This window comes from Streptomyces sp. NPDC030995 (genome assembly GCF_055571215.1).
Genome location: NZ_JBVIFS010000011.1, coordinates 151463 through 177553, shown reverse-complemented (window position 1 = coordinate 177553; position 26091 = coordinate 151463). Strand labels below are relative to the sequence as shown.

Annotated in this window: 22 protein-coding genes and 1 tRNA gene; 8 read left to right on the top strand and 15 right to left on the bottom strand. The window is 70.1% G+C overall.

The features are described from left to right. Positions 1 to 3 precede the first annotated feature (3 nt). A complete protein-coding gene (locus ACZ45T_RS19045) occupies positions 4 to 1803 on the bottom strand; it encodes a bifunctional metallophosphatase/5'-nucleotidase (protein ID WP_468442755.1) in 1800 nt (599 codons plus the stop codon). Between the two features lie 142 nt (positions 1804 to 1945). On the opposite strand from ACZ45T_RS19045, the gene ACZ45T_RS19040 reads away from it, so the two are divergent. Further along, positions 1946 to 2650, top strand: coding sequence for an SIMPL domain-containing protein (locus ACZ45T_RS19040; protein WP_468442656.1), 705 nt, complete (start codon positions 1946 to 1948; stop codon positions 2648 to 2650). A gap of 147 nt (positions 2651 to 2797) precedes the next feature. Then, entirely contained in the window at positions 2798 to 4225 is a 1428-nt protein-coding gene (gene pyk, locus ACZ45T_RS19035; protein ID WP_468442654.1) for a pyruvate kinase, read from the top strand. Positions 4226 to 4293: 68 nt separating this feature from the next. Here the strand turns inward: pyk and ACZ45T_RS19030 are convergent, their stop codons facing one another. Beyond that, the gene (locus ACZ45T_RS19030) at positions 4294 to 4545 is read right to left on the bottom strand and encodes an EF-hand domain-containing protein (RefSeq protein ID WP_468442652.1); all 252 of its coding nucleotides are present in this window, start codon (positions 4543 to 4545) and stop codon (positions 4294 to 4296) included. Between the two features lie 212 nt (positions 4546 to 4757). Here ACZ45T_RS19030 and ACZ45T_RS19025 point away from each other — a divergent pair, with 212 nt between their 5' ends. After that, positions 4758 to 5063, top strand: a complete 306-nt coding sequence (locus ACZ45T_RS19025) for a hypothetical protein (RefSeq protein WP_468442650.1) — start codon at positions 4758 to 4760, stop codon at positions 5061 to 5063. On the opposite strand, the gene ACZ45T_RS19020 is transcribed toward ACZ45T_RS19025, so the two are convergent. From ACZ45T_RS19020 to ACZ45T_RS19010, 3 genes are all read right to left on the bottom strand, one after another. After that, positions 5060 to 5590, bottom strand: a complete 531-nt coding sequence (locus tag ACZ45T_RS19020) for a GNAT family N-acetyltransferase (RefSeq protein WP_468442648.1) — start codon at positions 5588 to 5590, stop codon at positions 5060 to 5062. The genes ACZ45T_RS19025 and ACZ45T_RS19020 overlap by 4 nt on opposite strands. A 19-nt stretch (positions 5591 to 5609) precedes the next feature. Next, on the bottom strand, positions 5610 to 6398 hold the full coding sequence (locus ACZ45T_RS19015) for a helix-turn-helix domain-containing protein (protein WP_468442646.1): 789 nt from the start codon (positions 6396 to 6398) through the stop codon (positions 5610 to 5612). An 86-nt stretch (positions 6399 to 6484) separates the two neighbouring features. Beyond that, positions 6485 to 6567, bottom strand: a tRNA-Leu gene (locus ACZ45T_RS19010). Positions 6568 to 6659: 92 nt separating this feature from the next. Between ACZ45T_RS19010 and ACZ45T_RS19005 the strand changes: the two genes are divergently transcribed. Further along, the gene (locus ACZ45T_RS19005) at positions 6660 to 7313 is read left to right on the top strand and encodes an ANTAR domain-containing response regulator (RefSeq protein ID WP_468442644.1); all 654 of its coding nucleotides are present in this window, start codon (positions 6660 to 6662) and stop codon (positions 7311 to 7313) included. Between the two features lie 78 nt (positions 7314 to 7391). Here ACZ45T_RS19005 and ACZ45T_RS19000 read toward each other — a convergent pair whose 3' ends face one another. The 8 genes from ACZ45T_RS19000 to ACZ45T_RS18965 all read right to left on the bottom strand — a co-directional run bounded on the left by ACZ45T_RS19000 (position 7392) and on the right by ACZ45T_RS18965 (position 16946). Beyond that, on the bottom strand, positions 7392 to 8108 hold the full coding sequence (locus ACZ45T_RS19000) for an ABC transporter ATP-binding protein (protein ID WP_468442642.1): 717 nt from the start codon (positions 8106 to 8108) through the stop codon (positions 7392 to 7394). Continuing rightward, positions 8105 to 8995: an ABC transporter ATP-binding protein gene (locus tag ACZ45T_RS18995; protein WP_468442640.1), complete on the bottom strand. Its 891-nt coding sequence runs from the start codon at positions 8993 to 8995 to the stop codon at positions 8105 to 8107. The genes ACZ45T_RS19000 and ACZ45T_RS18995 overlap by 4 nt, the downstream gene beginning before the upstream one ends. A 5-nt stretch (positions 8996 to 9000) precedes the next feature. Next, positions 9001 to 10722: a branched-chain amino acid ABC transporter permease gene (locus ACZ45T_RS18990; RefSeq protein ID WP_468442753.1), complete on the bottom strand. Its 1722-nt coding sequence runs from the start codon at positions 10720 to 10722 to the stop codon at positions 9001 to 9003. 5 nt (positions 10723 to 10727) lie between these two features. Further along, positions 10728 to 11660 (bottom strand): branched-chain amino acid ABC transporter permease, encoded by a 933-nt coding sequence (locus tag ACZ45T_RS18985; protein ID WP_468442638.1) that lies wholly within the window; start codon positions 11658 to 11660, stop codon positions 10728 to 10730. A 107-nt stretch (positions 11661 to 11767) separates the two neighbouring features. Further along, positions 11768 to 13000, bottom strand: coding sequence for a branched-chain amino acid ABC transporter substrate-binding protein (locus ACZ45T_RS18980; RefSeq protein WP_468442636.1), 1233 nt, complete (start codon positions 12998 to 13000; stop codon positions 11768 to 11770). Between the two features lie 535 nt (positions 13001 to 13535). After that, positions 13536 to 13937 carry a hypothetical protein gene (locus ACZ45T_RS18975; protein WP_468442634.1) on the bottom strand — a complete coding sequence of 134 codons (402 nt, stop codon included), beginning with the start codon at positions 13935 to 13937 and terminating at the stop codon, positions 13536 to 13538. Positions 13938 to 14113: 176 nt separating this feature from the next. Beyond that, complete coding sequence (locus ACZ45T_RS18970; protein WP_468442632.1) at positions 14114 to 14596, bottom strand: PaaI family thioesterase; 483 nt, start codon at positions 14594 to 14596, stop codon at positions 14114 to 14116. A gap of 64 nt (positions 14597 to 14660) precedes the next feature. Beyond that, positions 14661 to 16946, bottom strand: a complete 2286-nt coding sequence (locus tag ACZ45T_RS18965) for an FdhF/YdeP family oxidoreductase (RefSeq protein WP_468442630.1) — start codon at positions 16944 to 16946, stop codon at positions 14661 to 14663. A gap of 130 nt (positions 16947 to 17076) precedes the next feature. Here ACZ45T_RS18965 and polA point away from each other — a divergent pair, with 130 nt between their 5' ends. Further along, positions 17077 to 19797, top strand: a complete 2721-nt coding sequence (gene polA, locus ACZ45T_RS18960; RefSeq protein WP_468442628.1) for a DNA polymerase I — start codon at positions 17077 to 17079, stop codon at positions 19795 to 19797. Positions 19798 to 19830: 33 nt separating this feature from the next. On the opposite strand, the gene ACZ45T_RS18955 is transcribed toward polA, so the two are convergent. Then, positions 19831 to 20685, bottom strand: coding sequence for a DUF4184 family protein (locus ACZ45T_RS18955; RefSeq protein ID WP_468442626.1), 855 nt, complete (start codon positions 20683 to 20685; stop codon positions 19831 to 19833). Positions 20686 to 20869: 184 nt separating this feature from the next. Here ACZ45T_RS18955 and ACZ45T_RS18950 point away from each other — a divergent pair, with 184 nt between their 5' ends. The 3 genes from ACZ45T_RS18950 (at position 20870) to pgfA (ending at position 23327) form a co-directional block, all read left to right on the top strand. Further along, positions 20870 to 22111: a lytic transglycosylase domain-containing protein gene (locus ACZ45T_RS18950; protein ID WP_468442624.1), complete on the top strand. Its 1242-nt coding sequence runs from the start codon at positions 20870 to 20872 to the stop codon at positions 22109 to 22111. Positions 22112 to 22188: 77 nt separating this feature from the next. Next, positions 22189 to 22329 (top strand): SPW_0924 family protein, encoded by a 141-nt coding sequence (locus ACZ45T_RS18945; RefSeq protein ID WP_468442622.1) that lies wholly within the window; start codon positions 22189 to 22191, stop codon positions 22327 to 22329. A gap of 14 nt (positions 22330 to 22343) precedes the next feature. Next, on the top strand, positions 22344 to 23327 hold the full coding sequence (gene pgfA, locus ACZ45T_RS18940) for a cell envelope lipid trafficking protein PgfA (RefSeq protein ID WP_468442620.1): 984 nt from the start codon (positions 22344 to 22346) through the stop codon (positions 23325 to 23327). Here pgfA and ACZ45T_RS18935 read toward each other — a convergent pair. Further along, complete coding sequence (locus ACZ45T_RS18935; protein ID WP_468442618.1) at positions 23317 to 26088, bottom strand: ATP-dependent RNA helicase; 2772 nt, start codon at positions 26086 to 26088, stop codon at positions 23317 to 23319. The genes pgfA and ACZ45T_RS18935 overlap by 11 nt on opposite strands. Positions 26089 to 26091 lie beyond the last annotated feature (3 nt).

Below are 26091 nucleotides of genomic sequence, written 5' to 3'. Positions count from 1 at the left end.
CTGCTAGAAGACCGGTATCGAGGCCCGGGTCAGCCGCCAGTCCACGGACGCGAACTGCGCCGGGTCCACCGTCCCCTTCGCCTTCACCCACTGGATGATCGTGTTCCGGATCTCGTCCGAGTTCGCCCACAGCTGCTTGGCCTGCGGCACGTGCGGGAAGTTCCCGCCGCCCGAGGCCCGGTAGTTGTTCACCGCCAGCACGAACTGCCCCGCCGGATCCACCGGCTCCCCCCGGAACGACAACCCCGTGATCCGCGAACCCACCGGCTGCGCGATGTCGATGTCGTACGCCAACCCGTACACCGCGTCGTAGTTGTAGTCCGGGACGCCCTCGGCGTTCGTCAGCTTCGCCGGATCCACCACCTCACCCGGCGCCGTCCGCACGAAGTACCGCGCCGAATACTCCAGATAATCCTTCAGCTGCGCACCCGTCAGCAGCCGCGCCTCCATCGTGTTCTCGAACGGGTACAGCCCCGCCGCATCCCTGATCGTCACCTGCCCCGCCGGAATCGCCGCCGTCCGCGAGAAACACGACGCCTGCGACAGCACCGGCAGCGCCGCCCACTCCGTACCCGCCAGCGCGGCCTTCACCGTCTCCGCCTGCACATGGTTGATCAGATCGATGATCGCCACGTCCTTGACCGGACCCTCGGCCGAGGACATCGCCTGCGTCGACGTACCGATCACCTGATTGACGTACGCCACGACCTTGCGGTGCTCCTCCTCCAGCAGCCCGACGACCTTCGGGTCCTCCGCCACCGTGTTCGAGTTCAGCACCTTCGCCGCGACCTTCGCCACCGACCAACGGCCCTTGGCCCACGTCAGCTCGAAGTCGAACAGCGTCAGCCGCTGACCCCACTTGAGCGGCTCCGACAACACGACGTCCTTGCCCGTCGCCTTGTTCTTCACCCGGTACTCGGCAATCTCCGTGTGCGCGTGCCCCACCAGGATCGCGTCGATCCCCGGCACCTGCTCCGCCACCAGAGCCGCCGCATTCTCGATGTACGGCAACTGATCCCCGTACGAGGACGTCCCGCTCGAACCCGAATGCGCCGACACGATCACCACATCCGCGCCCATCGACCGCAGCTTCGGCACGTACTTCGCCGCCTGCTCCTCCAGACCCGGGAACGTCATCTTCCCCTGCACGTTCGCCTTGTCCCACAGCGCGATCCCCGGGTTCGTCAGCCCCAGCACCGCCACCTTCACATCACGCCCGTGCGGAGTCCTCAGCCGGTGCATGCTGTACGGCGCGAACGCCGGCCGCAACGTCTTCGCATCCAGCGCGTTCGCCCCCAGCAACGGGAAGTCGCACTGCTCCTCGAACTTCCGCAGCACCGGAATGCCGTAATTGAACTCGTGGTTCCCCAGCGCCGCCGCGTCATACCCGATCGCGTTCATCGCCTGCGCCATCGGGTGCACCGGACCCCGCCGCGCGGTGATCGGATCCACCTTCGCGTAGTAGTACGACAACTGCGTGCCCTGAATGGTGTCACCGGCATCGATCAGCAGCGTGTTGCAACGCCCCTTCTCCGCCCGCACCTGCTCCACCAGAGTGGAGATCTTCGCCAGACCGACGTCGTTGTGCGCCTTGTCGTCGAACTCCTTGTCCGTGAAGTAGTCCCAGTTGAAGACGTTCCCGTGCAAGTCGGTCGTGCCCATCACCGTGAACGAGTACGTCCGCGGCCCCGGCCCCTTCGCGGCCTGCTGGGCCGCAGCCGGGGTGCTCGTGGCCCCCGCCAACGCCACAGCCGCACCAGTCGCAGCCGTGGTCCCCAGGAACGTCCTACGGTCGAATGCCATGCCATCTCCCCTTGTGAGGCGCGTATGCAGAAGTACAGACAACGCGCGTAGATTCTGACCCACGGGTAACAAGAGGCAACACCCCGACCAGGTTTCGATCCGATGACCACCCCCGTACGGGCGACAGTGCGACAGTGAAGCCATGACCCAGGACGCATCGCACCAGCCCTACGGAACCCCCGAAGTACCCCGCGTCGCAGTCCGCGGCGAAGCCCGCATCGAAGTCGACCCCGAAATCGCCCGCATCGGCATCACCGTCAGCGCCCGCGGCACCGACCGGCGCACCGCACTCGAAGACCTCACCCGACGCAACAACGCCGTCCTCGACCTCATCAAGAGCTACGGCGACCCCGTCGAAAAACTCGAAACCGGCGCCTTCTCCATCACCCCCGAACTCACCCGCCACGGCCGCGCCGAACGCATCCGCGCCTACCACGGCCGCGTCCACATCACCGCCGAACTCAGCGACTTCACCACCCTCGGCGAACTCACCACCCGCCTCGCCGACCTCGAACTCACCCAGGTCGACGGCCCCTGGTGGGCCCTGCGCCCCACCTCACCCGCCCACGGCCAGGCCCGCCGCCAAGCCGTACTCGAAGCCGTCCAGCGCGCCCGCGAATACGCCGAAGCACTCGGCGCCCGCCTCGCCGCCCTCGTCGAACTCGCCGACCTCGGCGCAGAGAACGCCACCCCCTTCCCCGCCGCACCCGGCGCCGGAATGCGCACCATGGCCTTCAGCGGAGCCGCCGAGGACGCCGGCCCCCCGCCGCTCGACCTCGAACCCCAGCGCCAGACCGTCTACGCCCAGGTGAACGCCCGCTTCACCATGACCCCGCCCCAGCTCTGAAAAACCCACGAGAACAGTGCCCCGGGGGTGCTCATCGGAGCACCCCCATGCACATTCAACAGTTGTCAACAACCTTTTGCTCAAAGGTTGTTGAGTGGACACCCGGAAGCGATTACCTACTCCTAAGTAGGGGAATACGCTCGCCTCATGCGCCGAGCGAAAATCGTATGTACCCTGGGCCCCGCAACCGACTCATACGACCAGATCAAAGCCCTGGTCGAAGCGGGAATGGACATCGCCCGCTTCAACCTCAGCCACGGCACCTACGCCGAACACGAGGAGCGCTACCAGCGCGTACGCAAGGCCTCCGACGAGACCGGCCGCAGCGTCGGCATCCTCGCCGACCTTCAAGGCCCGAAGATCCGCCTCGGCCGCTTCCACGAAGGACCCGTACTCCTTGAACGCGGCGACGACTTCACCATCACCGTCGAAGACCACCAAGGCGACCGCCACACCTGCGGCACCACCTACAAAGGACTCGCCACAGACGTCACCACCGGCGAACGCATCCTCGTCGACGACGGCCGCGTCACCCTCGAAGTCACCGCAGTCGACGGCCCCCGCGTCCACACCCGCGTCGTCGAAGGCGGCATGGTCTCCGACCACAAAGGCCTCAACCTCCCCGGCGTAGCCGTCTCCGTCCCCGCCCTCTCCGAAAAGGACATCGAAGACCTCCGCTGGGCCCTGCGCATCGGCGCCGACATCATCGCCCTCTCCTTCGTCCGCAGCGGCCGCGACATCGAAGACGTCCACCGCATCATGGACGAAGAAGACCGACGCCTCCCCGTCATCGCCAAGATCGAGAAACCCCAAGCCGTCGACAACATCGACGACATCGTCGCCGCCTTCGACGGCATCATGGTCGCCCGCGGCGACCTCGGCGTCGAAATGCCCCTGGAACAAGTCCCGATCGTCCAGAAGCGAGCCGTCAAACTCGCCAAGCGCAACGCCAAACCCGTCATCGTCGCCACCCAAATGCTCGACTCGATGATCGAAAACTCCCGGCCCACCCGCGCCGAAGCCTCCGACGTCGCCAACGCCGTCATCGACGGCACCGACGCCGTCATGCTCTCCGGCGAAACCAGCGTCGGCAAATACCCCGTCGAAACCGTCCGCACCATGTCCCGCATCGTCGAAGCCGCCGAAGAAGACATCCTCGCCAAGGGCCTGCCACCCCTCACCGACCGCAACAAACCCCGCACCCAAGGCGGAGCCGTCGCCCGCGCAGCCGCCGAAATGGGCGACTTCCTCGACGCCAAATTCCTCGTCGCCTTCACCCAGAGCGGAGACACCGTCCGCCGGCTCTCCCGCTACCGCTCACCCATCCCCCTCCTCGCCTTCACCCCCGACCCCGCCACCCGCTCCCAGCTCAACCTCACCTGGGGCGTCGAAACCTTCCTCGGCCCCCACGTCGACTCCACCGACGCCATGGTCGCCCAAGTCGAAGAAGAACTCCTGCGCATCGGCCGCTGCGTACCCGGCGACATCGTCGTCATCACCGCCGGCTCACCCCCCGGCGTCAGCGGATCCACCAACCTCGTCCGCATCCACCACATCGGCGACGCCGTCCGCTGACCGCCCGCCCCGCACACGACGCACCGCGTCGGGCAGCCCCGCCCGACGCGGTCACCCACACCGACGGACTACCAGCCGAACCGGCGGTCGACCACGGCCTCGAACTCCTCAAAGCTCAACACGGCATCCCCATTCGCATCAGCCGCATCGAACAACGCCGACGAAGCATCCGCGTCCCCCACAGCCCAAAACGGCAGATCCCCACGCGCAGCCAACGTCGGCCCCTTCGACCGCAGCGCCGAAATCACCTCCACACGGGTCAGCTCCCCGTCATGGTTCAGATCCAGCGCGTCGAACAACTTCCGGGCCTTCTCACTCATCACACAATCCCCTCATTCGTCTGACCTTGACCTCAACCTAACTCCAGGTCATACGGTCGCCACATGACGATCAAGGAATACCCCCAGGAACAGCTCGCCGCCCAGCCCATCGGCTACTGGACCCGCGAAGCCGCCAACCTCGTCATAGGCGGCCTCCGCACCGCCCTCGCCGAGGAAAACTCACCCAGCCCCACTGGTGGACCCTCAACCACGTGGCCGCAGCCCCGGGGACATGGACCCGCGCCGCCCTCACCGCGAAGCTCGCCCCCTACGACGACCAGAACACCGACTTCGAAGCCCTCTACGCCGACCTGGCAGCCCGCAGCTGGATCACAGAGACCGACGACCGCCTCACCCTCACCGAAGCCGGCGAAGCGGGCCGCCAGCGAGCCCACACCCGCAACGCGGTGGTCCACACCCGCATGCGGCAGGGCATCGACGACACGGCCTACGCGGCCACGATCGACGTCCTGCGCCGCCTCGTCGCCAACCTCGGCGGCTCCGGCGACCTCCCCTAACCGACCCGCCGGGCCAGCACCTGCCCCGGCCAGGCCTCGGACAGAAAACGCTCGGCCCGGGTGAATCCGTTGCGCTCGTAGAACGCGACCAGAGCGCCCCCGCCACCCGCCCAGCAGTCCACCCGCAGCAGCCCCACGCCGGCCCGCCGGGCCTCCTCGGCAGCATGGGCCAGCAGCGCCGCCCCGATGCCCAGACCCGCGTACCGCCGGTCGGACACCAGCAGCCGGACGTACCGCTCGGGTTCCCCGGCCGACGCGATCGGCATCTGCGGGCTGGGCCCGGAATCCAGCACCAAAGCCCCGACGGGCGTCCCGTCCAACTCCGCGATGTAGGGGGCGTTCTCGGTCGTGTACCGCTCGACCCGCGCCGGCCCGCCAGGCCGCTCCGAGTACGGCGTCGTGCCCCACTGCTCGGTGTTGCCGCGCTCGTTCATCCAGGCCACCGCGGCATCGAGCATGCCCAGAATGGCCGCCGCGTCGGCCGGGCCGCCCGGCCTGATCCGTATGTCATGAGTGCTGTCGTTCACGGTGGCAGCTTAGGCACGCCTAGTGCTTGGGCCCGATGTGGGCGTCCATCAGCGCGACGGACTCCTTGCGCGCGATGGACACGTTGTACGGGTCGTGGCCGCGAGCCGTGATGGTCCACTGGACGCCGACGGCGGTGAGCGTGTCCGTGCAGAGCCTGCGGATGTCGTCTGACTTGTTGGTGAAGAAGTACCGCGGGTACTCGTACCGCTTGCGCTCGCCGCCGACCATCCGAGTGGTCCAGTTGGTGATCCGGCATCCGTCGGAGTGGATCAGCCCCCGGACGAAGTCCCAGGGGTGCGCGTCGACGATCTCCTGCTGCCAGCCTTCGAGGACGATGGGCCGCTCGTGTTTCCTGCCCGACCCGTGCTGCGGAAACAGGCACTCAAGATGCTTCGAGTAGACCTTGACGTTGTGGCAGCCCACTTTGCGGACCCGGCACACCCGGTTGAGCGGGAAAACTCGGCCCATCGCCCGTTCGGCGGAATCCATCAGGCCAGGCCAGTTGTCATCGCAGGTGATCATGAGATTGGGGACACGGTGAGCCGAGTAGTGACTTATGTGGCCGTCGCCCAGATAGAGCCCGAACAGATATGCGTACGCCTCGGTGTCCAGAGCACTGCCGTCACATCGCGGGCAGTCCGGATTATGGGCTCCGGGACATTCGCCGCGCTTTGCTCTGTCCATGTGCTTCCAGTAGCCGACTGTGCCCAGCGGCACCTTCAGGCGCCGAGCGACCTCCGCGTTCCGTGTGCCGCCGCGCAGTAGGGAGAGGGCCGCCTGTCGTGTTTCGAGGCTGTGGAACTCCATGACGCCACTGTCTGTGACGATGCCTCGCTTTGTGTAGCAAAAAGCGGACATTCACGCGAAGGTGAACGTCCGCTTTTCGAACGCTGTGCCGGGTGCGGGACTCGAACCCGCAAGCCCTCACGGGCAGATGTGTTTGAGACATCCGTGTATGCCATTCCACCAACCCGGCAGGGTTGCACGTCGGAGTGTACCGGGTGACCATGCGGCGGCGCTGCTAGGTAGGCTCATCCAAGCAGCAGCGCCCCGCAAAGAGGAGCCCCCGTGACCGCCGAGCACGAGTCGACGCCCACGCCCGACGCCGACCAGTCGCACGTTCCGCCGCTGACGACCCGCGTCGTCATCGCCGAGGACGAGGCGCTCATCCGCCTGGACCTGAAAGAGATGCTCGAAGAGGAGGGCTACGCCGTCGTCGGCGAGGCCGGGGACGGGCAGACGGCCGTCGAGCTCGCGCGCGAGCACCGTCCGGACCTGGTCATCCTCGATGTGAAGATGCCCGTGCTGGACGGGATCTCCGCGGCCGAGAAGATCGCGGAGGAGTCCATCGCCCCCGTGCTCATGCTCACCGCGTTCTCGCAGCGCGACCTCGTCGAGCGGGCTCGGGACGCCGGGGCCATGGCGTACCTGGTGAAGCCGTTCAGCAAGAGCGACGTGGTGCCGGCCATCGAGATGGCGGTCTCCCGCTTCGCGGAGCTGCGCGCGCTGGAGCTGGAGGTCGCGGACCTTTCGCAGCGGCTGGAGACCCGCAAGCTGGTGGACCGGGCGAAGAGCATCCTGCAGACCCAGTACGGGCTCTCGGAGCCGGCCGCGTTCCGGTGGATCCAGAAGTCGTCGATGGACCGTCGGATGTCCATGCAGCAGGTCGCCGAGGTGGTCATCGAGGACGCCGAGGCGAAGAAGAAGGACTCCGAGAAGTAGGTCCCCGTACGGGACTGCGTGCATGCGTGAGGCCCGCCTCCCCCCGAGGGGAGGCGGGCCTCACGCGTACCGGGAAGGTCAGTCCTCGCCGAGGTAGGCCTTGCGGACGTCCTCGTTGTGGAGGAGGTCCTGGCCGGTGCCGGAGAGCACGATCTTGCCGATTTCCATGACGTGCGCCTGGTCGGCCAGCGAGAGCGCGGCCTGGGCGTTCTGCTCGACGAGCAGGATGGTCATGCCCGTGGACTTGAGCTCGGCGATCGTGGACATGATCTTCTGCATCATGAGCGGGGAGAGGCCCATGGAGGGCTCGTCCAGCATGAGCAGCTTGGGCTGGCACATGAGTGCGCGGCCCATGGCGAGCATCTGCTGTTCGCCGCCCGAGAGGGTGCCGGCGGCCTGCTTGCGACGTTCGCCCAGGATGGGGAAGAGGTCGTAGGCGCGCTGGATGTCCTTCTCGATGCCTTCCTTGTCGGTGCGCAGGAACGCGCCGAGCTGGAGGTTTTCGGCGATCGTCAGCCGGGGGAAGATGTGGCGTCCCTCGGGGGAGTGGGCCAGCTTCATGGCGACGATTTTGTGGGCGGGGACGTTGGCCAGTGGCTGGCCGTCGAAGGTGATGTTGCCGCCCTTGGGCTTGAGGAGCCCGGAGAGGGTGCGCAGGGTGGTCGTCTTGCCGGCGCCGTTGGTGCCGACGAGGCAGACGATTTCGCCTTCGTTGACTTCGAAGGAGATTCCCTTGACGGCTTCGATCTTGCCGTAGGCGACTTTGAGGTCTTCGACCTTGAGGAGCGCGGTCACTTGGCCTCTCCTTCCGTGCTGGTGGTGCTGGTGGTGCTGTCCGCGTCCGCGTGGGCTTCGGCGGCTTCGACTTCGGCGACTTCTTCTTCGCCGGGTGCGCCTTCGAAGGGGGTGCCGAGGTAGGCGGCGATGACGCGTTCGTCGCCTTGGACTTCCGCTGCGGTGCCTTCGACGAGCTTTTCGCCCTGGACGAGGCAGGCGACGCGGTCGCAGAGGTTGAAGATGAAGCGCATGTCGTGCTCGATGACGAGGACGGCGATGCCCATGTCGCGGATGGCGAAGATGAGTTCTTCGGCGGCGCGGGTTTCCTGCGGGTTCATGCCGGCGGTGGGCTCGTCCAGGAGGATGAGGCCGGGGTCGCTGGCGAGGGCGCGGGCGATTTCGAGCTTGCGCTGTTCGCCGTAGGGGAGGTTCTTCGCGAGGTGGCCGGCCTTGTGCTGGAGGCCGATGAACTCGAGGAGTTCCATGGCTCGGGCTTCGCTGGCGGCTTCGGCCTTTTTGAAGCCGGGGCCGCGCAGGAGTGCGGACCAGAGGCCTTCCTTGGTGCGGGTGTGGCGTCCGACGAGGACGTTTTCCAGCACGGTCATGTTGTGGAAGAGCCGGATGTTCTGGAAGGTGCGGGCGACGCCTGCTGCGGTGACCTTGTGGGGTGTGGGCGGCAGGACGGTGCCCTTGTAGCTGACGGTGCCCTCGGTGGGGACGTACAGCCCGGTGAGGCAGTTGAAGAAGGTGGTCTTGCCGGCGCCGTTGGGGCCGATGAGGCCGACGATTTCGCCGGCGTTGACCTTGAGGTCGACGCCCTTGACGGCGGTGAGGCCGCCGAAGCGCATGGTGACGCCGCTGGCTTCGAGGACGGTGGTCGTGGTGGTGGTGTCTGTGGTCGTCATGGTGGTTACGCCCCCGCCTTGGCGGTGGCCAGGTCCGTGGGGGCCTGGTCAGCGGTTTCGTCGTGGTACTCGAGCTGCGCGCGCTTGTTGGCGATGAGGCCTTCGGGGCGGAAGCGCATGAGCAGGATGAGGGCGATGCCGAAGGCGAGGAGCTGGTAGTCCTGGAGGAAGGCCAGCTTCGCCGGGATCAGGAAGAGGAGTGCGGCGCCGAGGATGGGGCCGCGGATGGTGCCCATGCCGCCGAGGATGACGGCGGCGAGGAGGAACGCGGAGTTCGGCGGGACGGGTCCGGCGAAGACGTAGTTCTCGGGGACGACCGTGGTGTTGACGTGTGCTTGGACGGTGCCGGCGAGGCCGGCGAGGGTGGCGCCGAGGGCGAAGGCGATGAGCTTGACCTTGAAGCCGTTGATGCCCATGGCTTCGGCGGCGGTCTCGTCTTCGCGGATGGCGACCCAGGCGCGGCCGATGCGGCTGTTGCCGGCGCGGGCGAAGACCAGGACGACCAGGGCCATGACGAGCAGCATCAGGAAGTAGTAGTTGGCGTAGGCGCCGAGGGTGATGCCGAGGACGTCGTGGGATTCCCCGAAGTTCCACCCGAAGATTTCGAGGTGGGGGATGTTGGGGATGCCGTTGGGGCCGTTGGTGATGTCGGGGCCGGAGGTGCCGTCGAGGTTGCCCATGGCGATGCGGAAGATTTCTCCGAAGCCGAGGGTGACGATGGCGAGGTAGTCGCCGCGCAGGCGCAGGGTGGGTGCGCCGATGACCACGCCGAAGATGAGCGAGGCGAGGGCGCCGACGATCATCGCTGCCCAGAAGGGGAGGCGGATGTCGAAGGCGGAGGCGGTGCTTCCGGAGACCAGGGCGGCCGTGTAGGCGCCGACGCCGAGGAAGGCGACGTAGCCGAGGTCGAGGAGGCCGGCGAGGCCGACGACGACGTTGAGGCCGAGGGCGACGGTCGCGAAGATCAGGATGTTGACCGCGATGAGCGTGTAGGTGTCGCCGCTCTGCTGGATGAAGGGGAAGGCGATCGCGGCGGCCGCGGTCCCGATGAGGGTGACCTGGCGGTTGTTCGCGGTGATGGTGCTGAATCGGTCCAGGAGGCCGGACTTGAGCAGGGCGAAGGCCGCGAAGCCGATGATCAGCAGGTAGGTGACGAAGAGCTGCGGTTCCTTGTCATCGGTGTCGATGCCGAAGGTGACGACGTAGAGGCCGAGGGCGAAGACGCCGGTGATGATGAGGATCTCGGCCCAGGAGGGCAGCTTCTTTGCGGGGGCTGCCTTGTGGGTGTCGTCGGGCAGCTTGTGCGCGGCGAGGACGGGGATGACCGAGCCGATGAGGGCTACGTAGGCGCCGGGTTCCAGGTTGATGACGCCGCCGAGGACCCAGGTGATGGAGATGACGGTGTACCAGGTGCCGGCGAGGGTGCCGAGCGCGAGGATCCACAGGGGCTTGCGGGCGCCGGTGGGGGTGAGCCAGCGGAAGCCCTTGAGGCCGAGTGCGGAGAGCGCGAAGGCGGTGGTGAGGAGGGCGGCGATGAGGCTGAGGAGCTGGATGGGGGCCGGGCTGCCGTAGTAGGTCAGGTCGCCGGGGTATTCCGCGGTCCAGGTCCACGCGAGGAACGTGCTGATGATGGTCAGCAGGCTGCCGCCGATGACCGTGTAGAGGAGCGTGGTGGGCGCGGGGCCCTGCTTCGCGGTGTCGGTCTGCGGGGTGGTGTTGTTGTTCATGGTTCTCACGCCCGATCCGCGACGCGCTCACCGAGCAGGCCTTGTGGCCGCACGAGGAGGACGACGATGAGGAGTACGAACGCCCAGACGTTGGACCAGGCTCCACCGCCGAGCTGCTGCATGCCGGGGATCTCTTCGATGTAGGCGATCGAGAGTGCTTCGGCGAGTCCGAGGACGACGCCGCCGACCATGGCTCCGTAGATGTTGCCGATGCCGCCGAGGACGGCTGCGGTGAAGGCCTTGAGGCCGAGGATGAAGCCCATCTCGAAGTTGATCTGGCCCTTGTCGACGCCGTAGGCGACGGCTGCGACGGCTGCGAACGCGGCACCGATGGCGAAGGCCATGACGATGATGCGGTCGGTGTTGATGCCCATCAGCTTCGCGGTGTCGGGGTCCTGTGCGGTGGCCTGCATGGCGCGGCCGCTGCGGCTCTTGGAGACGAAGACGCCGAGGGCGAGCATGCACAGGGGGGCGAGGATGAGGACGAAGGCGTCGGCGCGCTGGATCGCGAGGCTGTCGGTGATCTTGAAGGCGGCGCCCTTGAATTCAGGGAAGCTGACGGCCTTCTTGGCGTCCGGGTAGAACTGCCAGACGAGCTGCTGGAGCGCGATCGAGAGGCCGATTGCGGTGATGAGGGGGGCGAGCCTTGGGGCGCTGCGCAGTGGGCGGTAGGCGAAGCGTTCGGCTGCGGTGGCTACGGCGACGGAGGCGAGTGCGCCTCCGATGATCATGATGGGGATCGCGATCAGCAGGGAGGTGCCGGTCGGGAGGGCGGTGTAGGCGGTGAGCGCGCCGAAGCCGCCGATCATGAAGATCTCGCCGTGGGCGAAGTTGATGAGCTGGACGATGCCGTAGACCATGGTGTACCCGATGGCGATGAGGCCATAGAGAGCACCGAGGGCCAGGCCGTTGGCCAGCTGTTGCGGCAGTTCGTGCACCGCAGGGCCTCCGATGAGCGTGTCGGATAAGACTCCGCGCGAGGGCGCTGTTTGCGCCCTCGCGCGGCGTGGTTCAGGTGTTACGGGTGTTGCTGGGTGTTACGGGCTTACTGGTTGAAGGTGTCGCTCTTGACGTCGACCCACTTGCCGCCCTCGACCTTGTAGACCGTGAGCTGCTTGTTGGTGGTGTCGCCGTACTGGTCGAAGGCGACCTTGCCGGTCACGCCTTCGAAGGAGACCTTGCCGAGAGCCTCGACGACCTTGGCGCGGGCGTCGGTGGGGAGCTTGCCGTCGTTGGCGGCGGCGACGGCCTTGACGGCCTGGACGATGGCCCAGCCGGCGTCGTAGGAGTAGCCACCGTAGGCGGCGTAGGGGTCCTTGTAGCCGCCGGCCTTGTAGTCCTCGATGAACGTCTTGGCGGTGGGGAGCTTCTCGACCGGGTAGCCGATGGAGGTGGCGAGGTCGCCCTCGTTGGCCTCACCGGAGGCGCTGATGAAGGCGGGGTCCTGGATGCCGTCGCCGCCCATGAGGGGGACGTTGGCGCCGGTCTTCTTGATCTGGTCGGCGAGCAGGCCGCCCTCGGGGTACTGGCCGCCGAAGTAGACGGAGTCGGCGCCGGAGGACTTGACCTTGTCGGCGGTGGAGGAGAAGTCGGTCTCCTTCACGGTGACGTGGTCGGTGCCGGCGACCTCGCCGCCGAGCTTCTTGAACTCGTCGGCGAAGATCGCGGCGAGGCCGGCGCCGTAGGTCTGCTTGTCGTCGACGATGAAGACCTTCTTCTTGCCGGCGTCCTTGAAGAGGTACTGGGCGGCGAACTTGCCCTGGACCACGTCGGTGGCGGCGGTGCGGAAGTAGGTGTCGAAGGGGCGCTTGAACTCGCCCTTGCCCCAGTTGTCGCCCTGGCTGAGGGCGGGGTTGGTGTTGGCGGGCGAGACCTGGGCCAGCTTGGCGGAGGCGAAGACGCCCTGCATCTGCTGGGCGACGCCGGAGTTCAGCGGGCCGACGACGCCGAGGACGTCCTTGTTGCCGACGAGCTTGGTGGCGTTGGCCTGACCGGAGGCGGGGACCGCCTGGTCGTCGAGTGCCTCGACCTTGAACTCGATGCCCGGGACCTCGTTGTTCTTGTTGGCCGTCTTGGCCGCGAGGTCGACGGAGTTCTTGATGCCCTGGCCGAGCGCGGAGAGGGAACCGGTGAGCGGGGCGTCCACGCCGATGACGACGACGGTCTTCTTGCCGCCGCCGTTGTCCTTGGATTCTCCGTCGCGCGAGCCGCAAGCGGTGAGGGTCAGTGCTCCCGTGGTGATCACGGTGGTGAGGACGAGCAAAGAACGGTGTCGCACGATTCTTCCTTTCCCTGGCGCGGCCCCCTCTGTCGAGGTGCCGTGAGGTCGCCGGGCCGCACTGGGAGGTCCACGGCATTCGCGCTCTGCGGCGCGGTGACTGGCCGTGACTCTAGGCCCGAGGTGGCGAACACGGGGAGCAGGGATCGGAGGATGTGACGCTCTTGTTATGCCAAGGCCAAGAATGCGTGCTGTGAGTACGGACAGATCGGGCTTTTAGCGACGGTCAAGATTGTCCGCATCGTGAGAAATACCTGTTCCCCTAAGGCGCTTGAGGCCTCCATGCACCTGTCTTAGATCAAATTGAGCCGAATGTGGCAGCGCGTGTCCGAAAGAATCCTCCGGGTGGCCATTCTCCAGGGAAAAGGCGGATTCCGTACGTCATGTGCACTACGCAGAGTGACGAACGTGGGGGGTGTGCGGCCATCTGGTGGATCTTGCCCGGATGGCCCACAGGCCTCCGACCTGCGGTTCGGCCGTACGGGTGCACCTGCCCGGAAGACGGACAGTGCGCGCGGGAATCCGGTGACCCGGGTCACGTCGGGGGCCGCCAGTTCTCCGAGCTCCAGGTCGCGCCGTTCTGCTCGGCGCAGCGTCGGGCGACGAACCGGTCGATCAGCTCAAGTGCCTTGTCCCGCCCGCCAGTTCGCTCCTCGGCGCGTCCCGCGGCGACGGCGTCCTCGTGGATCTTGTACTGCTCGTTGGACAGGCCCTTCTGCTCCCAGTCGAGGCCCGACCATGTGGTGCCCAGGAGGGTCTCCTTCGCCCAGTAGGAGACGAGGCTCGTGCAGATCTGCGCGGGCGAGGAGGCGCTGGCGGAAGGGCTGCCGGAGTCCGCCGCGGTGGGTGGCGCGGAGGCTGAGCATCCGGTCAGGGCGAGCGCCGCGAGGAGGGTGTGGGCGGCGGCGTACCTGGCCATGCGCGGCGGGGTCCCCATGAGGGGAAGGTAGGCGGTCACCATCGGTGACACAACCGCTCGCGCAGGGAAGTGCGCGGACTGGCGGATTCCGGGCGGGTGCCGCGTACGGTCCGGTCCGGGAACGGGCGCGGGCCCGGATCCGCCGCCGTGGGCGGCGGGATCCGGGCCCGTCCGAGGGCGCTCGGCCTGCGGGGTCAGGCCCCGGCGGGGGCCTCTGCGGCCGGGGCGACGTCGCGCAGCAGGCAGGTCAGGCGGGCGGTGCAGACCCGGCGGTCCTCCTCGTCGCTGATCACGATCTCGTACGTGGCGGTGGAGCGGCCGCGGTGCACGGGGGTGGCGACGCCGGTGACCGTGCCGGAGCGGGCGCCCCGGTGGTGGGTGCAGTTCAGGTCCACGCCGACGGCGATCTTGGTGATTCCGCCGTGCATCATCGCGCCGACGGAGCCGAGGGTCTCGGCCAGGACGGCGGAGGCGCCGCCGTGCAGGAGTCCGTAGGGCTGGGTGTTGCCCTTGACCGGCATGGTGGCCACGACGCGCTCGGCGGAGGCCTCCAGGACGCGGATCTCCATCCGTTCGCCGAGGGCGCCCGCGGAGAACAGCGCGGGCAGGTCGATGCCCATGGCCGTGTACTCGTCGAGTACCTCCTGCGGGAACTTCACAGCGTGCTCCTGACCCATGGGCCGGCTCCGTTCGTCAACGATCGTTAACCTTCTTGTCCTGGAGTCGTTCTATCAGGCCGGTTCAGGCCGGCTCGAAGCGGATGACCACGGACTTGCTCGCGGGGGTGTTGCTGGTGTCCGCGGTGGAGTCGAGCGGGACCAGCACATTGGTCTCGGGGTAGTAGGCGGCGGCGCAGCCGCGGGCGGTCGGGTAGTGCACGACCCGGAAGCCGGGCGCGCGCCGCTCCACGCCGTCCTTCCACTCGCTCACCAGGTCCGTGTACGAGCCGTCGGCCAGGCCCAGCTCCGCCGCGTCCGCGGGGTTGACCATGACGACGCGGCGGCCGCCGGTGATGCCGCGGTAGCGGTCGTCGAGGCCGTAGATCGTGGTGTTGTACTGGTCGTGGCTGCGCAGGGTCTGCAGGAGCAGCCGGCCCTCGGGGACCTTGGGGTACTCCACGGGCGCCGCGGTGAAATTGGCCTTGCCGGTCGTGGTGGGGAAGCGGCGCTCGTCGCGCGGGGCGTGCGGCAGCTGGAAGCCGCCGGGGCGGGCGACGCGGGCGTTGAAGTCCTCGAAGCCGGGGATCACGCGGGAGATCCGGTCGCGGATCGTCGCGTAGTCCCGCTCGAACTCCTCCCACGGGGTCTTCGAGGCCGTGCCGAGGACGGCGCGTGCCAGGCGGGCCACGATGGCCGGCTCGGAGAGCAGCTGCGGCGAGGCGGGGGCGAGGTTGCCGCGGGAGGCGTGGACCATGCCCATGGAGTCCTCGACGGTCACGAACTGCTTGCCGCTCGCCTGGACGTCCTTGTCGGTGCGGCCGAGGGTGGGCAGGATCAGGGCGCGCCGGCCGGTGACCGCGTGGGAGCGGTTGAGCTTGGTGGACACGTGCACGGTCAGGGAGGCGCGGCGGATCGCGGCCTCGGTGACCTCGGTGTCGGGGGTGGCGCCGACGAAGTTGCCGCCCATGGCGAAGAGGACCTTGGCCTTGCCGTCGCGCAGGGCCTGGATGGAGCGGACCACGTCGAAGCCGTGCCCGCGCGGCGAGGTGATGCCGAATTCCGCGTCGAGGGCGTCGAGGAAGGCGGGCGCGGGCCGTTCGAAGATCCCCATGGTGCGGTCGCCCTGCACGTTGGAGTGGCCGCGGACCGGGCAGACGCCGGCGCCGGGGCGGCCGATGTTGCCGCGCAGCAGCAGGAGGTTGACGACCTCGCGGATGGTGGCGACGGCGTGCTTGTGCTGGGTGAGGCCCATGGCCCAGCAGACGATGGTCCGCTCGGAGGCCAGGATCATGGCGAGGGCACGCTCGATCTCGGGCCGGTTCAGCCCGGTCGCGGTGAGGGTCTCCTCCCAGTCGGCTTCCTTGGCGGCCGCCGCGAACTCCTCGTAGCCGTGGGTGTGCTCGCGGATGAAGGCCTCGTCGGTGGCGCCGCCCGCCTCGATGACCAGCTTGTTCAGGAGGCGGAAGAGGGCCTGGTCGCCGCCGATGCGGATCTGCAGGAACAGGTCGTTGAGGGCGGTGCCCTTGAGCATGCCGAGGGGGGTCTGCGGGTTCTTGAACCGCTCCATCCCGGCCTCGGGCAGCGGATTCACGGAAATGATCTTCGCGCCGGCGGACTTGGCCTGTTCCAGGGCGGACAGCATGCGCGGGTGGTTGGTGCCCGGGTTCTGCCCGGCGACGATGATCAGGTCGGCCTGGTGGAGGTCTTCGAGGGAGACGCTGCCCTTGCCGATGCCGATGGTCTCGTTCAGCGCGGAGCCCGAGGACTCGTGGCACATGTTGGAGCAGTCGGGCAGGTTGTTCGTGCCGAACTCGCGGGCGAAGAGCTGGAAGAGGAACGCGGCCTCGTTGCTGGTGCGGCCCGAGGTGTAGAAGAGGGCCTCGTCGGGGGAGTCGAGGGCGGTCAGCTCCTCCGCGATGATCCCGAAGGCCCGCTCCCAGCTCACCGCCTCGTACCGGTCGGCGCCATCGGCCGCGGCGCCCCTTTCCAGAAGCATGGGGTGCGTGATGCGGCCCTGCTGGCCCAGCCAGTACCCGGAGCGCGTGGCCAGGTCGGCGAGCGGGTGCGCGGCGAAGAACTCCGGGGTGACCCGGCGCAGCGTGGCCTCCTCCGCGACGGCCTTGGCGCCGTTCTCGCAGAATTCGGCGGTGTGCCGCTTGTCGCCCTCGGGCCAGGCGCAGCCCGGACAGTCGAAGCCGTCCTTCTGGTTGACCTTGAGCAGGGTGCGGGCGGTGCGGGCCAGCCCCATCTGCTGCTGGGCGATCTTCAGGGTGTGCCCGATCGCGGGCAGCCCGGCGGCCGCGTGTTTGGGGGGCGCGACCTGCGGCGCGTCCTGTACCGGATCACCTGCGGGCGGCTTGGTGGCCATGACGCTCCCCTTTGAACAGTCCTGTCGTATACACCGATCCTGTCACGCCCCGCCGACATCGCCGACGCCGGATTTGCCCCTCCGTGCAGGCCGTCCGGAATTGTCGGTGGGGGCGCCTAGGATCGGGGGCGTGGCAGAGACAGCATCGAAGAAGACCGACCAGACGACCGCAGCGGACCGCCCCCGCCTGATGCTCATGGACGGGCACTCCCTGGCGTACCGGGCGTTCTTCGCGCTGCCGGCGGAGAACTTCACGACGGCGACCGGCCAGCCGACCAACGCCATCTACGGCTTCGCGTCGATGCTGGCGAACACGCTGCGCGACGAGGCGCCCACGCACTTCGCGGTGGCGTTCGACGTCTCCCGCAAGACGTGGCGCTCGACGGAGTTCCCCGAGTACAAGGCGAACCGCTCCAAGACCCCCGACGAGTTCAAGGGGCAGGTCGAGCTGATCGGCGAGCTCCTCGACGCGATGAACGTGCCGCGGTTCGCGGTCGACGGCTTCGAGGCCGACGACGTGATCGCGACGCTGGCGACGCAGGCAGAGGCCCTCGGCTTCGACGTGCTGATCGTCACGGGCGACCGTGACTCCTTCCAGCTCGTGTCCGAGCACACCACCGTGCTCTACCCGACCAAGGGCGTCTCCGAGCTCACCCGGTTCACGCCGGAGAAGGTCGAGGAGAAGTACGGGCTCACCCCGCAGCAGTATCCGGACTTCGCGGCGCTGCGCGGCGACCCGTCCGACAACCTGCCGGGCATCCCGGGCGTCGGCGAGAAGACCGCAGCCAAGTGGATCACCCAGTTCGGGTCGTTCGCGCAGCTCGTGGAGCGCGCCGAGGAGGTCAAGGGCAAGGCCGGGCAGAACTTCCGGGACCACCTGGAGGCCGTCAAGCTCAACCGCGTCCTGACCGAGATGGTCAAGGACGTGGAGCTGCCCCGGACCCCGGCCGACCTGGTCCGCGCCCCCTACGACCGGACCGCCATGCTCGGCGTGCTGGACGTCCTGGAGATCCGCAACGCGTCGCTGCGCGAGCGGCTGCTCGCCGTGGACCCGGGCGCCGCCGAGGAGGAGGCCCCGGCTCCGGTGGCCGCCGTGGAGCTGGACGCGTCCGTGCTGGGCGCGGGCGAGCTGGCGCCGTGGCTGGAGAGCCACGCGGGCGGCCCGCTGGGCATCGCGACCGTGGACAGCTGGGCGCTGGGCCAGGGCAATGTCAGCGAGATCGCGCTCGCCGCTGCCGGGGGCGCCGCCGCCTGGTTCACGCCCGCCGAGCTGGACGAGGCGGACGAGCAGGCCTTCGCGGCCTGGGCCGCCGACCCGGCCAAGCCCAAGGTGGTGCACAACGCCAAGGGCCTGATGCGGGTCTTCCCCGAGCACGGCTGGGCCCTCGCGGGCGTCGCCATGGACACCGCGCTCGCCGCCTACCTGGTCAAGCCGGGCCGCCGGTCCTTCGACCTGGACGCCCTGTCCATGGAGTACCTGCACCGCGAGCTGGCCCCCGCCGCCGCCGACGGCCAGCTGGCCTTCGGCGCCGACGACACGGCCGAGGCCGAGGCCCTGATGGGGCAGGCCCGCGCCGTCCTGGACCTCGGCGACGCCTTCACCGACAAGCTCGCCGAGGTGGGCGCCGCCGAGCTGCTGCACGACATGGAGCTGCCGACCTCCGAGCTCCTCGCCCGGATGGAGCGGTCCGGCATCGCCGCCGACCGGGACCACCTGGAGGCCATGGAGCAGCAGTTCGCCGGCGCGGTGCAGCAGGCGGTGAAGGAGGCGCACGCGGCGGTCGGCCACGAGTTCAACCTCGGCTCGCCCAAGCAGCTCCAGGAGGTCTTCTTCGGCGAGCTGGACCTGCCGAAGACGAAGAAGACCAAGACCGGCTACACCACGGACGCGGACGCGCTGGCCTGGCTGGCCACGCAGACCGACCACGAACTGCCCGTGATCATGCTCCGCCACCGGGAGCAGGCCAAGCTGCGCGTGACCGTGGAGGGCCTGGTCAAGACCATCGCCGCCGACGGCCGGGTGCACACCAGCTTCAGCCAGACCGTCGCCGCGACCGGCCGCCTGTCCTCCACCGACCCCAACCTGCAGAACGTGCCGGTGCGCACCGACGAGGGCCGCGCCATCCGTCGCGGCTTCGTCGTCGGCGAGGGCTTCGAATCCCTCATGACGGCCGACTACAGCCAGATCGAGCTGCGCGTCATGGCCCACCTCTCCGAGGACGAGGGCCTGATCGAGGCGTTCGCGACCGGCGAGGACCTGCACACCACCGTCGCCTCCCAGGTGTTCGGCGTGGAGCGGTCCGAGGTCGACGCCGAGATGCGCCGCAAGATCAAGGCCATGTCGTACGGTCTCGCGTACGGGCTCTCCGCCTTCGGCCTGGCCCAGCAGCTGAACATCGAGCCCGCCGAGGCGCGCGGCCTGATGGAGACCTTCTTCGAGCGGTTCGGCGGGGTCCGCGAGTACCTGCAGCGCGTCGTGGACGAGGCCCGGGCCACCGGATACACGGCCACGGTCTTCGGCCGCCGCCGGTACCTGCCCGACCTCAACAGCGACAACCGTCAGCGCCGCGAGGCCGCCGAGCGGATGGCGCTCAACGCGCCGATCCAGGGCACCGCCGCCGACATCGTCAAGGTCGCGATGCTGCGCGTGGACAAGGCGATCGTGACGGCCGGGCTGAAGTCGCGGATGCTGCTCCAGGTCCACGACGAAATCGTGCTGGAGATCGCCCCGGGCGAGCGCAAGCAGGTCGAGGAGCTGGTGCGCCGCGAGATGGGCGCCGCCGTCGAGCTCCGGGCCGCGCTGGACGTGTCCGTGGGCGTCGGCCCGGACTGGGAGTCCGCCGCGCACTGAGCCCCGTACGGCCAGGGCCGCGCCCGTCCCCGCTCAGGCGGTGGGGACGGGCGTCCGCGTTTCCTCGTCCGAGCGGGCGCGGTCGCCGCGGTGCCGGAGCCGTACGAGGACCCCGTACAGCAGCAGGGCCACGGCCAGGCCGCCGCCCGCGCCGAAGCAGACCGTCGGGATGATGTCGAGCGGCGTACGGATCCGGTCGAAGAAGGTGAAGAAGCGGATCACGCGCATCGTGACCCCGGCCGCCACGCACACCACGACCAGGGCGAGCGCGCCCCGGACCTCCGCGCGGCCGAGCACCGGCACGGACGCCGGGGCCGGGGAGGCCGGCAGCCGCCGCAGCGCGGTCCCGGTGAACCAGAGCAGGGCGCAGGCCGCGACCGCCGAAGTGCCGTACTGCAGATACGAGTAGAGGGGCAGGTCGAAGGCGAGCGGCTCGACGAGCTCCGGCAGCGCGTTCGTCCCCCAGCGGTCTATGTGCGTGAAGCTGTCCCACACCACGTGCGTCAGGGAGCCGACGACCGCCGATACGTAGAACCAGCCGATGAGCGCGGGCAGTCGGCGGCGCACACGCCACTCCTCGCCCCGTACGAAGGCGTGGACCCTGCCCCGCCAGCCGCGCGGCAGCAGCGCGATCAGCGGCTCGCGCAGCAGCAGCCAGCACCCCACGAGGACGGCGGTGAGCACGGCGTCCACGGTGAACACCCCCGGCAGCGAGTGCGTGAAGCTCCCGTAGGCCATGACGCCCTCGACGACCGCGTCCGTGAAGTAGAAGGTGTCCGGCGCGAACGAGCCGAGGACCAGGGCCGAGGCGACGAGGGGGCCCCGTGCACGCCCCGTCCGGCGGATGGCCGGAAGTACCGCCGCCGCATGGCTGAGAGTGAACGGCATGAGACCCCTCCTGGACGTTCCCGTGGATGTTCCTTACTTCGGGCCAATGCGCCCGAAGGGTCCCGACAGTATGCGTGACCTGCGCACGGACGTGGGGATGTGGTGAATTCCGGCCCGTGACACGTGCCCTGTGCAGGGAGCTGACGTAGGGTCACGCGGACGTCGAGGGGGAGGGGTCCGGCTCATGTCGGCTCGAATAATCGGACGCAGGCTGCGCAGGGGCGCGACGGCCGCCCTGATCTCCGCACTGGTGGTCGCCGCGGTGACCGCTTCCCAGGGACCGGCCGGTGCGCGTACCGACCGGGCGACTGCGGCGGAGGGCGACCCGCAGCCCCTCCCGGCGGACGAGGCCGGCGGCGACTCCGCCTACTTCACCGAACTCCCGCCGCTGGCCAGCCCGGAGCCGCCGGCCGTGGTACTGCCGGACGAGGCGGCGGCGACACGGCCCGAGCAGGCCGCGACGCCGGAAGTCGGGCAGGCGGCGTCCGGGACAGGAGTGGCGCACGGCGCGCAGGGGATACCGGCGAGCGTGCTCGCGGCGTACCTGCGCGCGGAGAAGACCGTGGGACAGAGCGACCCCGGGTGCGGGCTGCGCTGGCAACTCCTCGCGGCGATCGGCAAGGTGGAGTCCGGGCAGGCGCGCGGCGGCCAGGTGGACACGGCCGGGACCACGCTGCGGCCGATCCTGGGGCCGGTGCTCGACGGCAACGGCTTCGCGAACATCCCGGACACCGACGGCGGGGCCTACGACGGGGACGCCAGGTACGACCGGGCGGTCGGGCCGATGCAGTTCATCCCCTCCACGTGGGCGGCGTGGGGCCAGGACGCGGACGGCGACGGGCGGCGCAACCCCAACAACGTGCACGACGCGGCCCTCGCGGCCGGACGCTACCTGTGCGCGGGCACCCGGGACCTGCGGGTGGACGCGGACCTGGACCGGGCGGTGCTCTCGTACAACCGGTCCACGGAGTACCTGCGGACGGTGCGGTCCTGGTTCACGTACTACCTCAAGGGGACGCACGAGGTCCCGGACGCCGGGGGCACGGGGGCGGGAGCCCCGACGCAGCCGGCCCCGAAGCCCACGCCGACTCCGACCCCCACGCCGACCCCGACCCCGACCCCCACTCCGGCTCCGAAGCCCACGCCGACGCCCACACCCACGCCGACGCCCACCCCGACTCCGGACCCGAAGCCGACTCCCACGCCGACGCCTACGCCGACGCCGACCCCGTCACCCACACCGACTCCCACTCCCACGCCGAGCCCCACGCCGTCTCCCGTCCCGACGCCCACCCCGAGCCCGACCCCGTCGCCCACGCCGACCGCCAAGCCCAAGCCCACCGCGTCCCCGACGGCCACCCCGGTGCCGAAGGCCACGCCGTCGCCGTCCTCGTCCCCGGCCTCCACGCCGGGGGAAACCCCGTAGTCAAACGGTTCTCATCTCACCCTCGCATTGCTACGGTGCCTCCGCCCTGACGCCCTATCAGATTCCGGAGGCCCGGCATGCGCGCATCCATCGCCGCCGCCAGCGGTCTCGCCCTCGCGGTGCTCCTCGTCCTCGCCGTCACGGCGTTCGGGGCGCCCGAAGGCAAGACCTCACCCAAGCCCCTGCTCACCACCGCGCCCCCCGCGCCCGGAAAGTAGAGGAGGGCCCGGCCGTGCGACGCAGAGCGAGCCTTGTCCTGCTGGCCCTAGCCGTGTTCTGCGCAGCCCTCGCACCACTGCTGCGCTGGTACGCGTACCCCCGCCTCGCCAAGATCCCGGCGAACCAGTACCAGGAGATGGTCCTGGAGGCGAAGGACGCGACCCTGCTCGACTACACCGGCGGCATGCAGCCGAAGAAGGTCGACAAGGTCACGATCGTCCAGACCCTCAAGGGCAACGTCGAGGCGTCCAAGGAGATCGAGTCGAGCGCGGGCAAGGACGTCGTCGTCTGGGACACGCTCTCGTACATCATCGGCCCGGACGGGAAGATGGTCTCCCAGATCCCCGAGCGCTACATCTTCGACGCGCACACCCAGGACCCGGTGCACGCCACCGGGGAGATGGTCGACGGAGACGCCGTCAAGCGCGAGGGCATCGAGTTCAAGTGGCCGTTCTTCACCGAGCCGCGCGACTACCTGTACTTCGACGCGCAGACCCGCACCTCCTCGCCGATCCACTACGTCGGACCGCGCAAGTTCAAAGGCATGGACGTCTACTACTTCGAGCAGACCGTCCCCTGGACCAAGGTCCCCATGCCGAAGAAGATGCCGATCGAGGGCATCGACCCGGCGACGATCGAGGCGGCCACCGGCACCACCCTCTGGTACACGGTCAAGGCCAAGTTCTGGGTGGACCCGGTCACCGGCGCTCCGGTCAACGCCGAGCAGGACATCCAGCAGGAGATGCGCGGCGGCATCGCGGCGGGCGGCCCCGACGGCAAGCTCACCGCCTTCGCCGGGCACGTGACCATGCGCGAGGACTACTCCGACTACACGGTCGACCTGGTCAAGTCGAACCGTACGAAGGTCCTCGCGCTGCACACCTACGCGCCGATCGGCCTGGCGGCCGGCGGGCTCGCGCTGCTGGGACTCGCTCTGTGGCTGGAGGCCCGCAGCCGCCGGGCGCGGGAGGAGCGGGAGGAAGGGGTCAGCGCCTGAGCCGGGCGTTGGTGTGGCGGGTCGGCTCGGCGGTGGCCGGGTCCTCCGGCCAGGGGTGCTTCGGGTAGCGGCCGCGCAGCTCCGCGCGGACGGCGCGGTAGCCGCCCTGCCAGAAGGAGGCGAGGTCGGCGGTCACGGCGGCGGGCCGTCCGGCCGGGGACAGCAGGTGTACCAGCACCGGCACGCCCGCCACCCGCGGGGTCTCGGCCAGCCCGAACAGCTCCTGGAGCTTCACGGCCAGCACCGGCTGCCCGTGCTCCGCGGCGTAGTCCACCCGGATCCGGGATCCGCTGGGCACCTCCAGGCGTTCCGGAGCCAGCTCGTCGAGGCGGGCGGCCTCACCGGTGGCCCACGGCAGCAGCCGGTTCAGGGCCTGCCCGGCATCGATCCGCCCGAGGTCCGCGCGGCGCCGGGCCCGGGACAGTTCGGGCTCCAGCCAGTCGTCGGCGCGGTCCAGCAGGGCGCCGTCATCCGCCACGTCGGGCCAGGCGCCGCCGAGCGTCCGGTGCAGGAAGCCCAGCCGGGCCCGCAGCGCCCGCGCGTCCGGGGACCAGCGCAGCAGGCCGAGCCCCTCGGCGCGCAGCCCGTCGAGCAGGGCGGCCCGCACGAGCGCCGGGTCGGGGGTGCGCAGGGGTCGCACGGCCAGGTCGATCGCCCCGAGCCGCTGCGCTGCGCGGGCGACCACGTCTTCGTCCTCCCAGTGCACCTCGGCGGTGTCCGTGAGGAGGTGCGCGGCGGCGGCCCGGGCGGTGTCCTCGTCGATGACGGCGGCCAGCCGGACGCGCGCGGACGCGGAGTGCGGGGGCCGGTCGGCGACGGCGACGGCCAGCCAGGGCGCGTGGCGCAGCCCGGAGCCGTCGCCGAGCTCGGCCCCGGTTCCGGAGGCCATGAGGAAGGCCCCCTCGCCCTTGGCCTTGGCGACCCGCTCGGGGAAGGCGAGGGCGGCGATCAGCCCGGCCGCGGCATCGTCGGGTGCAGCGCCGCTGCCGGGGCTCCGCCCCAGACCCCGCGCCTCAAACGCCGGCGAGGCTGGATTGCGCGGCGAGGCTGAAAGGCCGGGGCTCCGCCCCGGACCCCGCTCCTCAAACGCCGGAGGGGCTGGATATTCAGCCTCGCCGGCGTTTGAGGCGCGGGGGTTCGGGGGCGGAGCCCCCGTCGGGTCCGGGGCGGAGCCCCGGGAGCGGGGTCCGGGGTCGCGGACCCCGGTTTCGGGAAGGGGCGGGGTGGGGGCGAGCCCCGCAGGGTCCTGGGCGGCGGCACGCTCCAGCCGGCGGACCTCCGCGCGCCAGCGGGCCGCGTAGCCGTCGCCGCCCCGCCGGGCCGCCCGCCAGGCCGCGGCCAGGTCGTCCCCGTACTCCCGCGGCGGCTCCTCGCTGAGCAGGGCCACCACCTCCGCCGCGCGCCGTGCGCCCAGCGCGTCGGCCCCGTCCAGCAGGGCACGGGCCAGCCGCGGGTGCAGCCCGAGCCGGGCCATCCGCAGGCCGCGCGGGGTCGGCCGCCCCGCCGGGTCCACGGCGCCGACCGCGACCAGCACCTCCCGCGCCGCGGCCATGGCTCCGGCCGGCGGCGGGTCCGGCAGCGCCAGCCCGGCCGCCTCCGGGTCGCCCCAGCAGGCGGCCTGCAGGGCGAACTGGGCCAGGTCGGCCATGCGGATCTCCGGCGAGGGGAACGCGGGCAGGCGGCCGTCCTCCGCTTCGGCCCAGCAGCGGTACACCGCGCCCGGCGCCTCACGCCCGGCCCGGCCCGCCCGCTGGCGTCCGGCCGCGCGGGACGCCCGTACGGTCGCCAGCGCGCCCAGCCCCCGGGCGTGGTCCACCCGGGGCTCGCGGGCCAGCCCGGAGTCCACCACCACGCGCACCCCCGGCACGGTCAGGCTGGACTCCGCCACGGCCGTCGCGAGGATCACCCGGCGATGTTCCGAGGGCGTCAGCGCCGCGTCCTGCACGGCCGCCGGAGCCCGGCCGTGGACCTGGAGCACCTCCGCGTCCACCGCGCCCAGCTGCCCGGCGACCCGGGCGATCTCGCCGACGCCGGGCAGGAAGCACAGGACGTCGCCCTCGCGCTCGGCGAGGGCCCGCCGCACCACCGAGGCCACGTGCGTCAGCTGCGCCGGGTCCACCCGCATCCCGTGCGGGGGCCGCACCGGCCGGGCCGGGGGAGCCCAGACGGTCTCCACCGGATACGAGACCCCCGCGGCCCGCACCACCGGCGCGTCGCCGGCACCGCCGTGACCGAGCACCCGGGCCCAGCCCGCGGCATCGGTCGTCGCCGAAGCCGCCACGAGCCGGAGCTCCGGGCGCAGGGTTTCCCGTACGTCGAGGAGGAAGGCGGCGACCGTATCGGCGTCCAGGTGGCGCTCGTGGCACTCGTCCAGGACCACCACGTCCACGCCGGCCAGCTCCTGGTCGCGCTGGAGCCGCTGGAGCAGCACCCCGGTGGTGACGACCTCCACCACCGTGCCGGGGCCCGCCACCCGCTCCCCGCGCACCGTGAAGCCCACCGAGCCGCCGACCGGCTCGCCCAGCAGCCAGGCCATCCGCCGCGCGGCGGCCCGGGCGGCGATCCGCCGGGGCTCGGCGACCACGACCCGGCGGCGCGGGCCGCCCCCCACCAGCCCCGCCAGCACCAGGGGCACCAGCGTGGTCTTGCCGGTGCCGGGCGGGGCGCAGAGCACGGCCGTGCCGTGGCCGTCCAGCGCGGAGACGAGGGCGGGGACGGCCTCCCGTACGGGGAGCGCGTCGAGGGCGGCCTGGCGTATCAAGGG

What these genes read in the sequence shown, in the direction of transcription:
- ACZ45T_RS18990 (WP_468442753.1), bottom strand. Translation starts at nt 10,722, where the DNA reads ATGAACAACAACACCACCCCGCAGACCGACACCGCGAAGCAGGGCCCC.
- ACZ45T_RS18995 (WP_468442640.1), bottom strand. Translation starts at nt 8,995, where the DNA reads ATGACGACCACAGACACCACCACCACGACCACCGTCCTCGAAGCCAGC.
- ACZ45T_RS19015 (WP_468442646.1), bottom strand. Translation starts at nt 6,398, where the DNA reads ATGGAGTTCCACAGCCTCGAAACACGACAGGCGGCCCTCTCCCTACTG.
- ACZ45T_RS19030 (WP_468442652.1), bottom strand. Translation starts at nt 4,545, where the DNA reads ATGAGTGAGAAGGCCCGGAAGTTGTTCGACGCGCTGGATCTGAACCAT.
- ACZ45T_RS19040 (WP_468442656.1), top strand. Translation starts at nt 1,946, where the DNA reads ATGACCCAGGACGCATCGCACCAGCCCTACGGAACCCCCGAAGTACCC.
- ACZ45T_RS18970 (WP_468442632.1), bottom strand. Translation starts at nt 14,596, where the DNA reads ATGGGTCAGGAGCACGCTGTGAAGTTCCCGCAGGAGGTACTCGACGAG.
- ACZ45T_RS18945 (WP_468442622.1), top strand. Translation starts at nt 22,189, where the DNA reads ATGCGCGCATCCATCGCCGCCGCCAGCGGTCTCGCCCTCGCGGTGCTC.
- ACZ45T_RS18965 (WP_468442630.1), bottom strand. Translation starts at nt 16,946, where the DNA reads ATGGCCACCAAGCCGCCCGCAGGTGATCCGGTACAGGACGCGCCGCAG.
- ACZ45T_RS18975 (WP_468442634.1), bottom strand. Translation starts at nt 13,937, where the DNA reads ATGGGGACCCCGCCGCGCATGGCCAGGTACGCCGCCGCCCACACCCTC.
- ACZ45T_RS19045 (WP_468442755.1), bottom strand. Translation starts at nt 1,803, where the DNA reads ATGGCATTCGACCGTAGGACGTTCCTGGGGACCACGGCTGCGACTGGT.
- pyk (WP_468442654.1), top strand. Translation starts at nt 2,798, where the DNA reads ATGCGCCGAGCGAAAATCGTATGTACCCTGGGCCCCGCAACCGACTCA.
- ACZ45T_RS18955 (WP_468442626.1), bottom strand. Translation starts at nt 20,685, where the DNA reads ATGCCGTTCACTCTCAGCCATGCGGCGGCGGTACTTCCGGCCATCCGC.
- ACZ45T_RS18950 (WP_468442624.1), top strand. Translation starts at nt 20,870, where the DNA reads ATGTCGGCTCGAATAATCGGACGCAGGCTGCGCAGGGGCGCGACGGCC.